Origin of the sequence: Aeribacillus sp. FSL K6-3256, from assembly GCF_037965805.1 — a bacterium.
Lineage (GTDB): Bacteria > Bacillota > Bacilli > Bacillales > Aeribacillaceae > Aeribacillus > Aeribacillus composti.
This window is the reverse complement of the sequence record NZ_CP150188.1, coordinates 2,984,539-2,997,310: the sequence shown is the minus strand read 5'-3', so window position 1 is coordinate 2,997,310 and position 12,772 is coordinate 2,984,539. Positions and strand designations below refer to the sequence as shown.

9 protein-coding genes are annotated in these 12,772 nt (G+C 38.8%); 3 read left to right on the top strand and 6 right to left on the bottom strand.

The genetic code is table 11. The features are described from left to right. The first annotated feature begins 12 nt into the window (after positions 1–12). Positions 13–1,047, top strand: a complete 1,035-nt coding sequence (locus NSQ84_RS14405) for an alpha-ketoacid dehydrogenase subunit beta (protein ID WP_327856437.1) — start codon at positions 13–15, stop codon at positions 1,045–1,047. 77 nt (positions 1,048–1,124) lie between these two features. Next, positions 1,125–2,342 carry a dihydrolipoamide acetyltransferase family protein gene (locus tag NSQ84_RS14400; protein ID WP_327856436.1) on the top strand — a complete coding sequence of 406 codons (1,218 nt, stop codon included), beginning with the start codon at positions 1,125–1,127 and terminating at the stop codon, positions 2,340–2,342. A 151-nt stretch (positions 2,343–2,493) separates the two neighbouring features. Here the strand turns inward: NSQ84_RS14400 and NSQ84_RS14395 are convergent, their stop codons facing one another. The 6 genes from NSQ84_RS14395 to NSQ84_RS14370 all read right to left on the bottom strand — a co-directional run bounded on the left by NSQ84_RS14395 (position 2,494) and on the right by NSQ84_RS14370 (position 11,470). Beyond that, a complete protein-coding gene (locus tag NSQ84_RS14395; RefSeq protein WP_327856435.1) occupies positions 2,494–3,936 on the bottom strand; it encodes a sigma-54 dependent transcriptional regulator in 1,443 nt (480 codons plus the stop codon). An 18-nt stretch (positions 3,937–3,954) separates the two neighbouring features. After that, complete coding sequence (locus NSQ84_RS14390) at positions 3,955–5,604, bottom strand: ATP-binding protein (protein ID WP_339212012.1); 1,650 nt, start codon at positions 5,602–5,604, stop codon at positions 3,955–3,957. Positions 5,605–5,606: 2 nt separating this feature from the next. Continuing rightward, positions 5,607–6,755: an iron-containing alcohol dehydrogenase gene (locus NSQ84_RS14385; RefSeq protein ID WP_063387229.1), complete on the bottom strand. Its 1,149-nt coding sequence runs from the start codon at positions 6,753–6,755 to the stop codon at positions 5,607–5,609. Between the two features lie 259 nt (positions 6,756–7,014). Beyond that, positions 7,015–8,502: an aldehyde dehydrogenase family protein gene (locus NSQ84_RS14380; protein WP_063387230.1), complete on the bottom strand. Its 1,488-nt coding sequence runs from the start codon at positions 8,500–8,502 to the stop codon at positions 7,015–7,017. Between the two features lie 2 nt (positions 8,503–8,504). Beyond that, the gene (gene adhP, locus NSQ84_RS14375) at positions 8,505–9,524 is read right to left on the bottom strand and encodes an alcohol dehydrogenase AdhP (protein WP_063387231.1); all 1,020 of its coding nucleotides are present in this window, start codon (positions 9,522–9,524) and stop codon (positions 8,505–8,507) included. A 296-nt stretch (positions 9,525–9,820) separates the two neighbouring features. Then, complete coding sequence (locus NSQ84_RS14370; protein ID WP_066250957.1) at positions 9,821–11,470, bottom strand: ribulokinase; 1,650 nt, start codon at positions 11,468–11,470, stop codon at positions 9,821–9,823. Between the two features lie 207 nt (positions 11,471–11,677). On the opposite strand from NSQ84_RS14370, the gene NSQ84_RS14365 reads away from it, so the two are divergent. Further along, on the top strand, positions 11,678–12,766 hold the full coding sequence (locus NSQ84_RS14365; RefSeq protein WP_339212010.1) for an alcohol dehydrogenase catalytic domain-containing protein: 1,089 nt from the start codon (positions 11,678–11,680) through the stop codon (positions 12,764–12,766). Positions 12,767–12,772: the final 6 nt, after the last annotated feature.

Genomic DNA, 12,772 nt, shown 5'->3' with positions numbered 1-12,772 from the left:
GAGGAACGAAAAATGGCAAGAAAAATTTCTTTTTCTGGTGCGGTCAATGAAGCTATGAAGCTGGCAATGCGCAAAGATCAAAATGTTATTTTACTTGGAGAAGACGTTGCAGGAGGAGCGAATGTGGATCATTTGCAGGACGATGAAGCTTGGGGAGGAGTAATGGGGGTTACGAAAGGTCTTGTTCAAGAGTTTGGAAGAGAAAGAGTGTTGGATACGCCTATTGCGGAGGCCGGCTATATTGGTGCAGCAGTTACCGCCGCAGCAACAGGACTAAGACCGATTGCCGAATTAATGTTTAACGATTTTATCGGCAGCTGCTTAGATGAAGTTATGAACCAAGCGGCAAAACTTCGTTATATGTTCGGAGGCAAGGCGAAGGTGCCTGTAACGATACGAACAATGCACGGTGCCGGTTTTCGAGCGGCGGCGCAGCATTCCCAAAGCCTGTATGCCCTTTTTACCCATATACCCGGTTTAAAAGTCGTTGTTCCTTCTACACCGGCGGATGCGAAGGGACTGTTGCTTACCTCCATCTTTGACGATGATCCCGTTATCTTTTTTGAAGATAAAACACTTTATAACCTGAAAGGAGAAGTAGAGGAAGGATTTTATACGATCCCGTTTGGAAAAGCGGATATCAAACGGGAAGGCAGCGATTTGACCATCGTAGCGATAGGGAAGCAAGTGCACACGGCCTTGAAGGCTGCCGACATATTAAAAACGAGAGGAGTCGAAACGGAGGTAATTGATCCGAGAACACTGTCCCCGCTTGATGAAGATACGATTTTATCTTCTGTATCGAAGACAGGCCGGTTAATTGTCATTGATGAGGCAAATCCTCGCTGCAGTGCAGCTGCTGACATTTCCGCTCTTGTAGCAGATAAAGGATTTGATTATCTGGATGGACCAATTAAGCTGATTACGGCTCCGCATTGTCCGGTTCCTTTTTCGCCTGCGCTGGAGGATCTTTACTTGCCGACACCGGAAAAAGTGCTTAAGGCAGCGGCTGAAATAATTGGAGACGAAGCGATCGTGACCGCATAAAAAAAGCTGTGCGTGTTGATGAATGGAGACATCAACACGCATAGCATTTCTAGTATTCATCAAAGGAGAGATGAAACATGACAGTTGAAATTATCATGCCAAAGCTGGGAATGAGCATGGAAGAAGGAACGGTAGTAGAGTGGTTAAAGAAAAAGGGCGATCCAGTAAAAAAAGGAGAACCAGTTGTGGTGATCAGCTCTGATAAGATTGAAAAGGATATCGAAGCACCGCAAGATGGCGTGTTATTAGAGATTGCTGCCGAGCAGGATGAAACAGTGGAAGTAGGAAAAGCCATTGGCTATATCGGTCAAGAAGGGGAGGTAATCAACAACATAACGAACGATGCTGTCCAAGAAGTGGCGACAACCATTTTGAAAGAAGAAAGCTTATCTTCTCAAACAACAATTCGCGTTTCACCTGCCGCCCGAAAACTAGCACGTGAAGCCGGGATTGATTTGAGCAGTATTTCGGGTTCAGGGCCAAAAGGAAGAATTACAAGAGCGGACGTTGAAAAAGCGATTCAATCGAAAAAAGCATCCCCCCATTTAGAACCTGAACAAGAAGTAGTAATCTCGACAAATAAGCCGGCGGAAAAGCAAGAAGATATTGCAGTAAAAACTGTCACTGGCATGCGTAAAGTGATTGCATCAAGGATGTTTACAAGTCTGCATCAGACAGCACAGCTGACGATTCATATGAAAGCCGATGTGACCTCTTTATTTGAACTGCAAGAAAAGATTAAAAGCGAACTGCAGGATGAGCAGAATTTAAAATTGACTATTACTGACTTTGTAGCCAAGGCGGTCATTCTGTCGCTGCGAAATCAAAAGCAAATGAACAGTTTGTATGAAAATGGGCAGATTCAAACGTATGATTCAGTGCATTTAGGCATTGCAGTTGCATTGGAGAACGGGCTCGTTGTGCCGGTTTTGCGCCATGCCGACAAGCTTTCCTTAAACGAAATTTCGAAAAATATCAAGGAACTAAGTAAGAAGGCAAGAGAAGGAAATTTAAGCAGCGAAGAAATGAGCGGCTCGACCTTTACGATCACCAGTTTAGGGGCTTACGGCGTTGAATTTTTCACCCCGATTTTGAATCCTCCGGAAGTGGGCATTCTCGGAGTAGGAACAGCTGCGGATACGGCAGTGTTTTCAGGAGATACCATTCAAAAGAGAAAAATTTTGCCGCTCAGCTTAACGTTTGACCATCAAGTAATTGATGGAGCTCCGGCAAGCCAATTTCTCGGGCTGGTGAAAAAATATTTAGAAAAGCCGTATCAGCTTTTATGGCTGTGAGTTTTCGGCTTTCAAGCTTGCTTGATTTTTTCACTATAAAAGTAATGCGTTAATAAAACAAGCGGATCTTTCATGATCCGCTTGTTTTAGCTTACGGGCAGCATTTAATTCTCATTCACAATAATTTTTATTTATTTAAGAAGTGCTTAATTTAAATTTTCCCTTTTTCATTAAGCAAATATCGTAGCTGCCGAGTTGTAATGTTTAGTGCTTCTGCTGTTTTTTTTCGATCTCCTGTATGTTTTTTAAGTGATTTGAGGACAAATGATCGGCCAATTTGTTTTTCTAATTCTTTAATGGAATCCAATACTTGTTCAAGGTCGATGTCATCTTGCTGCTTCCATAACGATAAAATATGTTTCGTCCAATTCGATAAATAAGCTTCTAAATCATCATGAACTGTGCTAGCTTTTGGAAATTTTGTTAGTTGGAAGCTGAAGCTGGTTTTTAATTTGTCGGGTAAATATTTTGGCGTAATTATGTCTGTCTCTCCATCTGCCAATGTTGCGGCTCTTTTGACAATGTTAAATAGCTCTCTTACATTTCCCGGCCAGTTATAGTTTTTCATTAGTTCAATGCTTTCATCTGAGAATGTAAGATGTGAAGCGTTTATCTTTTTTAGAAAATAATCCAAAAACAGCGGGAGATCTTCTATTCTGTTTCGCAGTGGGGGAATTCTTAATTTCACTACATCTAAACGATACAATAAATCTTCTCGAAACGTTTTTTCTTGGACAGCATCGGCCAAATTTTTATTCGTGGCCGCAATGATCCGTGTATTCGTTTTACGGATCGATTCACCGCCTACTCTGAAATATTCCCCCGTCTCTAGTACTCTTAGCAGCTGTACTTGAATGGCCTGGCTTGCTTCACCAATTTCATCTAAAAACAGTGTACCGTTATTGGCTATTTCAAATATTCCTTTTTTCTGTTTAATGGCTCCAGTAAAAGCACCTTTTTCATGCCCGAATAATTCACTCTCCAATAACGTTTCGGAAACAGCTCCGCAATTTATTCGGACAAATGGTTGATCGTATCTTAAGCTCATGTTGTGAATAAAATGGGCAAGCACCTCTTTGCCTGTTCCTGTTTCTCCTTCAATTAATACATTTATGTTTTTCTTAGCAATTTTTTCCGCCAGCTTGACTAATTCATTCATCTTTTTATTGTTGCCGATAATAAATCCAATCGTATCGGCCAGTTTGTCGGTGTTTGCTGGTGAAGAAAATTTCTCGCTATTTAATAAATCTTCTAATGTTTTCTCTAATTGGCTTATATCATCGAACGGTTTTTCAATATAATCATTTGCACCATTCTTAATGGCCTCTACAGCCGTTTTCACTGTGCTGTATCCTGTCATAATGACAGCTTTACAGGAAGGATGAGCTGTTTTTAATTGCTTAAGCAAATGAAGACCATCTGTACCAGGCAGCTTTACATCAATTAGTGCTAAATCAAAGGAATGGAGCGAAATTAAGTTGGAAAAATCTTCAGCATTCAAACCTACCTTTACATCATATCCTTTTTCTTCTAAAAGATGTCGAAAAAAGTTTCCTACTTCACGTTCGTCGTCTATTACTAGTACCTTTTTCATTGCAAATCATCTCCCTTTCTATTCGTGTCTAACTGGGAGCTTTAAAATAAATTCACTGCCTTCTCCGTATTTACTGTTCACGACAATTGTACCGCCGTGTGTTTCAGCGATCCCTAAACTAACGGACAACCCTAGTCCAGTGCCTTTTCCTGGACTTTTCGTGGTAAAAAAAGGATTAAATATTTCCTGCAAATGCTGGTTTTGAATTCCGATTCCATTATCTGTTATGGACAGTGTGATCCATTTTTTGTTGTCTTCAATTATTTCTTTTGTTTCAATCTTGATGATCTTCTTCGGTATATTTTTTTCTTCCAAGGCATCCTTTGCATTAATTAACAAGTTTAAAATGATCTGTCCGATTTGCTGAATATTTCCTTTCACATGATCTATATGCTCAGCCAGTTCTTGTTGAATGATGATATTTTGTTGCTTAAACTGGTCGCTAAAAATTCCTAATACTTGTTCCACCGCTTCATTGATAGAGCATTCTTCGAACACATATTCATCTTGACGCGAAAAAGTAAGTAAATTTTGGATAATGGATTTACACCTTTTTCCACATAAATATATGTCTGATAAAAGTTTGTAGGAGCGGTCGTCCTGTTTGAATGATCTTAATAAAAGCTGAGAATTGCCAAGGATAGCTGTTAAAGGGCTGTTCAGTTCATGTGCGATTCCGGCTGCCATTTCTCCAATAGCCGCTAATTTTCCAGACTGAATTAGTTGAGCCTCCATCTTTCGTTTTTCTGTAATATCGATAATGTAGATGATATATGAATAAACCTCATGGCTCCTATTAAAGATCGGAAATGAGCGGAATTCAAAGACGTGATTTTTTAAATGAAACTCATCAATAATATTTTCTTTGACTGAGAGATATTTTTCCTGAGTAGCTTCCTTTTTATCGATTTCTAATAACTTGTGTATATTCTGTCCGATAAGATCGGTTTTAAAATATTCTTTTGCAGAATCATTCGATTTTAATATATTTCCTTCTAAATCTGTAATAAACATCATATCTGATACCGCACGAAACGTTTCTTCCCATTCTTTTTTGGCTGTTAAGACTTTATGATAAAGACGGACATTTTCGATGCAAACGGCAATTTGATCGGATAGCTGCTGAAAAAACGCAAGGTCCGATTCATCGAAATGATTGATTTTTTTGCTTCCAATGCTTAAAAGACCGATAGCCGCTTCTTTGCTTACGAGGGGAATGACTAAGGCGCTTTGAATACCTAATGATTGATACGCCTTTTTTTCAATGAAATAATGAAGATCATTATTCATTTGGTAAAAAATTTTTTGTGACGACTCAATTGCCTGCCAATATAAAGAATCTTTTTTTGGAAAAACAAATCCAATAGGAAAATATAAAGAATTGGGAGGATATACATTTGTTAGCGTCAGCTTATCATGTTCATATAAAGATAAGCTGATTCGTTCAAGCGGAAAAAAAACTTTTAGCTTTTCAAATATATTTTTCAGCATTTCATCTATTGACATATCGATATTGAAGCTTCTATTTACCTCATTTATCACCTCTAGCTGCATGTTTTTCTTTTTGAGCTCTTCAACCATGATTTTCAATTCATTATAGTAGCTTTTTTTAGAAGACTGGACGCCAGTCAGCTTGCTGATCATTTCTTCCCGCTCTTTTAGCAACATTTCTACCAAGCCTTTCTGAAAAGTTCTTCAATAATTTCGACAGTGACATCCCTTGGATTTGTGATCATACATGCATCATTTAAAGCAGTTAAGCTCATTTGAGGAATTTCTTCTTTTTTTACATGAATTTCAGAAAGCCTTTGCGGAGCTCCAACATCTTGAATTAATTCCTTCACAAGGTCAATCGCCTTTTTGGCTGCTTCCATTTTCGATATGTCGCAATCATTTAATCCAAGGAGATACGCAATATCTGCAAATTTTTGAGGATTTGCTAAATAATTAAATTCCATGACATGAGGCAATAAAATAGAATTCACATCGCCGTGCAAAATAGGATATCTGCCACCAACTGCATGAGACATGGCATGAACAGCTCCTAAAATGGCATTGGAAAAGGCAATTCCAGCTTGTAAACTTGCCATTGCCATATTGGTTTTCGCCTCTTTATTTAATTTAGAGGCGACAGAAGGCCGTAAATATTTAGCGACAAGCGATATAGAATTTTTGGCATGAACATCAGTTAGCGGTGTTGCGGCCAAACTAATATACGATTCAATCCCATGTGTTAAAACGTCGATTCCTGTTGAAGCAGTTAAATGGGAACTTTTTGTCACGAGTGTTTCAGGGTCAATAATAGCAATATCAGGTATTAACGATTTTGAAATAATGGTCATCTTTTTCTGTTTTTCTGTATTTAAAATAATAGAAAATTGTGAAACCTCTGATCCCGAGCCGGCTGTAGTAGGGATCATGATTTGAGGCGGGAGGGGATGCTTAATTTTGTCGACGCCTTCATAATCATGAATGACTCCGCCATTTGTCGCTAACAGAGCAATAGCTTTGGCTGCATCAATAGCGCTGCCTCCGCCAATCCCGATCACCGAATCGCATCCATATTTAAGATATATATTTCGCCCTTTATCCACTTCTGTATCCTTTGGATTAACCGTAATATCAATGAATGTCTCGTATTTTAAACCGGCTTTCACGCAGCTATCAATGACTACATCCAGCCAGCCGGCCTCCGAAATACCGCGATCACTGACGATGAGCACATTGGATGCGCCCAAACGTAAACAGCAGTTGCCGACTTCAGAAATGGAACCGTTTCCAAATATTATCTCCGGCATGACAAATTTATGAATGTTCATTATGTCCCCCCTTTAACATTGACAGTTTTTCCATAAATACATAATTCCATATAAAAATAAAAAAATCCTTTTAATATGTAAAAGGTAAACAAAATATGTAAGTGGCAAGCAACAATTCATTGCTTACCACAACATATTGAAAGTAGCCGGCATCCGCCAGCTACTTTCAGACAAAAATACGAAATCAAGTAGAGAAAAACGATTTGTTTTTCTCTACTTGAATTATTTAGGGGCCTATCGAGCACTCCCCTATTTTGTATTAATTCTGGGCAATCCAGACGCTTTTCACTTCTGTATAGTTGTCTAATGCATAGGATCCCATTTCTCTTCCTATGCCGGATTCTTTATATCCACCGAACGGACTTGCAGCATCAAAGACGTTGTAACAGTTTACCCAAACTGTTCCAGCACGGAGCTTGTTAGCAATGTAATGAGCTTTTGTAACATCGCGCGTCCAAACCCCTGCTGCTAATCCATAATTTGTATCGTTTGCACGTTCAATCAACTCGTCTATATCTTCATATGGCAAAGCAGCGATTACCGGTCCGAATATTTCTTCTTTTGAAATGGTCATAGAATCTTCAACGTTGGCAAAAATAGTCGGCTCTACAAAATACCCTTGTTCGGAAGGTTTTTGTCCTCCTGTTAAAAGTTCAGCACCTTCTTCCAGCCCTTTTTCAATATATCCAAGGACTCGGTTTTGCTGCTCGGAAGAAACAAGCGGTCCCATTTCTGTATCTGCTTTTAGTCCAAATCCTTGTTTAATAGATTTTGCATGGGATACCATATCAGCCACAACATTGTCATACTGTTTCTTCTGAATGAAGACGCGGCTGCCTGCACAACAAACTTGTCCTTGGTTGAACATGACGCCATTTAAAGCACCCGGAATTGCTTTTGAAAAATCAGCATCAGGCAAAATGATGTTCGGTGATTTACCGCCTAGTTCTAACGTAACGCGTTTAAGAGATTTCGAAGCGTTTGCCATAATTAATTTTCCGACTTCAGTTGAACCTGTGAAGGCAATTTTATCAACTTGTGGATGTTTGACTAATGCATCACCTGCTGTTTCACCAAATCCGGGAACAATATTGACAACACCGGCAGGAAAACCGGCTTCTTCAATAAGTTCAGCTAAATATAAAGCTGAAAGAGGTGTTTGTTCAGCTGGCTTTAATACAACTGTACAACCGGTTGCAAGCGCGGCGCCAAGCTTCCACATTGCCATGAGCAATGGAAAGTTCCAAGGAATAATTTGCCCTACGACGCCAACTGGTTCATGACGTGTATAGTTAAAATACGGTCCATTGACTGGAATTGTTTGTCCGACAATTTTCGTAGACCATCCAGCATAATAACGCATGTGTTCAATTGCCAACGGTACGTCGGCATTGATTGTTTCACGAATTGGTTTCCCATTATCCAATGTTTCTAGCTGAGCCAGTTCTTCTTTATTTTCCTCCATTAAATCCGCCAGTTTATACATGAGCCTGCTTCTTTCTGCTGCGCTCATTCTTGACCACGGTCCACGGTCAAACGCTTCTCTGGCTGCCTTCACAGCGCGGTCGATATCTTCAGCATCTCCTTCATAAACTGTTGCCAATCTTTCTCCCGTTGCAGGGTTAGGAGTGTCAAATGTTTTTCCTGAAGCGCTTTCAACAAAGCTGCCGTTTATATACATTTTTTTCTTACCGGATAAAAACTTTTCAACTTTTTCTTTTAATTTAGGGGCTGCAATTGAGCTCATCATCAATCCTCCTTCAATTTTAGTACGATACGACCGTTGATTTTTCCTTTTTCCATTCTTTCAAATACTTCATTTATTTCTTCTAATTCAGCGGTTTCAACAATTGGACGGACTTTTCCGCGAGCAGCAAAATCTAATGCTTCCTGCATGTCCTTTCTTGTACCGACGATGGAACCTTTAACGGAAACGCCGTTTAATACTGTATCGAAGATCGGAATAGGCAGATCAGCATTTGGCAGACCGACAACAACTAATGTGCCTCCCCGTTTCACTGACTGATAGGCCTGTTCAAATGCTTTTTTATTCACCGCTACACTAATAGCAGCATGAACACCGCCTACTTGATCATGTATCGCTTTGACAGGATCTTCTTTTAAACCGTTGATTGCAATATCTGCACCTAAATCTTTGGCTAATTTTGATTTTTCATCACTGATATCAACAGCTACCACATTAAGTCCCATCGCTTTGGCGTATTGTAATGCAATATGACCAAGTCCTCCAATACCGTAAATGGCCACCCATTCACCTGGCCGAGCACCTGATACTTTCAACGCTTTATATGTCGTTACGCCTGCACATAAAATTGGAGCTACTTCAACTGGATCTAAGTTATCAGGAATTTTCGCCACATAATCTGCGGGAGCTTTACAGTATTCCGCATATCCGCCATCAACGGAATATCCGCCATTCAATTGATGCGGGCAAAGTGTTTCTTGACCAGTTAAACAATATTCACATTCACCACATGCAGAATATAACCATGGGATGCCGACGCGATCTCCCACTTTTATTGATTTAACTCCCTTTGCGACTTCTACAACAATTCCGACTCCTTCATGCCCCGGAATTAACGGCAATTTCGGTTTAACCGGCCAGTCACCATGGGCTGCATGTAAATCCGTATGGCACACACCGCATGCTTCGATCTTAACTAAAACTTCACCTTCCTCTAGTTTTGGTCTTTCCACCTCTTTAATTTCAAGTGCTTTTTTAAATTCGTTAACTACTGCTGCTTTCACTCAAAACAACCCCTTTCATTTTTTTTTCGACTTTATATCATGCAAGAACCGTACCAAAATTGAAAGCGCTTAATTTGCGGAATATTAAAAAAATACAAAATAGATTTTTGCCGAATTTTTGGCAGACTTGAACAAAATATTGGCAGAATTGTTGCGTGAAAAGAAAAAGCAGGTTGTTCCAGTGGGAAACCTGCTAAAAATATAGTGTTCAGTTTTTGCTCAAGCATGAATGATCATATTGCTTTCGGCACTGACGATATGCTTCCATGCAGATATTTTGGGGCGACATGTTCGGATTAAAGAGATTTTAAATCCTTCATCCAACTTTTTTTCGTAATTCCGAAATAATTGTGTAATTGCTGATATATTTGAAATAATTTTTTATATTTTTCTACATGGCTGAGAATTGGTTTGTAAGTTTTCAAAATTGGCTGTTTCATCTTTTCAACAGCCTCTTCTACGCTATCATATCCTCCATTTTCCTTGCCAGCTGCAACAGAGCCAAGAATGGCAGCGCCAACTGCAGGGGTATAATCGCTGGCTGAAACAATAATCTCTTTATTTAAAACGTCTGCATATATTTGCATGAGTAAATCATTTTTTTGGGGCAAACCACCGCAAGCAAATATTTCATTAATTTTTAATCCTGCTTGTTCATAATTTGAAATAATGATTTTTGCGCCAAATGCTGTAGCTTCCATATATGCTCTATAGATATCCTCAGGTTTGGAAGCTAGGGTCAGTCCTACAATCATTCCTGAAAGATCTGCATCTGAAAGTATAGACCGGTTTCCATTATGCCAATCTAATGCAATGAGACCAGATTGACCAGGCTCTAGGTGAGATGCCTTTTTTTCCAGTAAATCAAATACTGAAATTCCTTGTTCTTTCGCTTCTTTCATCAATGATTCGGGAACTTGTTTTGCAAACCAGCCAAATAAATCGCCTACAGCGGATTGTCCGGCTTCGTATGCATATAATCTTGGGATAATAGAATTTTTTACTACTCCCGAAATACCTGGTATATGAATTTCTTTTTTGCTCAGCATAATATGGCAAGTGGACGTCCCCATTACCATTGTCAATTGGTGTGGTTTGGATGAACCGACTCCTAATACTGCGGAATGAGCATCGATAATGGCAACGGCGACAGGCAGATTTTTCGGCAATCCTAAAAGACTTGACATTTCATCAGTGAGGACCCCAGCTTTTTCACCAATATATCCAATTTTACCTTTTAACTTTGAAGAAACAATGTTTTTAAATTCAGGATGGAGCTTTTCGAAAAATTGCACGGGAAAACCGCTGTTTTCATTCCAAAAAGCTTTGAAGCCTAACGAGCAATTGCTTCTGACAACTTTCCCTGTTAACTGTGAAACAATCCAATCTCCTGCTTCCAAAAATAAGCTAGCTTTTTCATACACTTCACGATCTTTGCAAAAAACTTCATAGCATTTTGGGATAAACCATTCTGTTGAAATGTTGTAGCCGTAATTTTTTAGCCAGCTTTCTTTATGTGAAGAAGCTAATTTGAACATTTCTTCTGTTTCTTTTTTCGGCCCATGATGCTTCCATAATTTTACCCACGCATGGGGATTGTTTTGAAATTCCTTGTGAAAACATAATGGTTTTCCTTTTTCATCTACTGCGACCATAGTAGATGAGGTGAAATCAATGCCAATACCTATAATTTGTGAAGAGCTGATATTTGCATCTTTTATAGCATGAGGAATTCCTTTCATAATGACTTCTAAATAGTCGCCCGGATGCTGAAGAGCATAATCTCTGGGTAATCTCGTCCCATCGTTCGTCGGAAGCATCTCTGTAATCACTCCATGCGCATATGGAATGACACATTGTCCTTTAATAGATCCATCGTCAATGTTTACTATTAAAACTCTCCCAGATTCAGTACCGAAATCAATTCCAATAGTATATTTTTCCATACCAACCACTCCATGAAAATGCTTTCATTGTACTGATTATATTAAACTAATAAAATAAAATTTACAAGCATAAAATTAATATAATCGAGCAAAAATAAACATATTTTTGTTCATTTATATTGACAATTTAAACAGTATCGGATTATATTCATTATAAACAATCAAAAACAAGCAAGAAAGAACATAAATGAACATGGGGGATTAAGGATGACAGATGTGATTCATTCAAAGGCTTATAGGTTAATAGAGCCTGGAAAATTTAAAGAAACAGTTATTGAACATAAAGTAAAGGAAGGTGAAGTTGTCGTCCAGCCTATTTTAGCCAGTATTTGTCATGCAGACTTAAGATACTATACCGGCAAAAGAAGAAAAGAAGCTCTTAACCAAAAGCTTCCGATGGCATTATTTCATGAAGGGATTGGAGAAGTAGTCATTTCAAAAGATGAGTTTATACAAGTTGGACAAAAGGTTGCAATTGTGCCAAGCATCCCTGGTTACAGATTAGAACAAAAGAAAAAAGAAGATTGTTGTGAATCATGCAGGAGAAATGTCGCAGATAACTATTGTAAAACTGGAGTGTTTTTAGGAAGCGGATATGATGGCATTGGTCAGGAGTTTTTAGTATTGCCAAGCGAAAATGTTGTACCAATTCCAGAAAAGCTGAAAGATGAGATTGCTGTATTAGCAGAGTTATGCTCAGTTTCACTGCATGCACTGAATCATTTGAAAAAAGAAGATTTTCATAAAGGGAAAATTGCTGTGTTCGGCGATGGACCAGTAGGATATTTAACAGCCGCAATGCTATATCATTATTTTCATATTCCTAAAAGCCAGCTATTAGTGTTTGGAGCAGTGGAAGAAAAACTGAATCAGTTTGATTTTGCCACTGTACACTTAGTTAACGATTTTCCTTTTTTAGAAGCTAAAGGGGTGACAGTTGCAATTGAATGCACAGGTGGCAAGTTTAGCGAAAGCGCTATCAACCAAGCGATTGATTTATTGGAGCCTGAAGGCAAATTGATTTTAATGGGGGTGACAGAGCAGTGTGTACCAATTAATACAAGAGATGTATTAGAAAAAGGGTTACAGCTTTACGGAAGTTCTAGAAGTTCAAGTGAAGATTTTAAAACTTTGATGCAAGCATTTCTAAATGAAGATTATCAGAAAACTCTCTCTAAGTTGATACCGGGAAAAAGCATAGCAATCCGAAACGCAGAAGATTTAAAAAAGGCAATGGATGAAGCTGCTGAACATAAAGGGTGGAAAAAAACATATTTATCTTTTTCATGGAACTAAATAAAA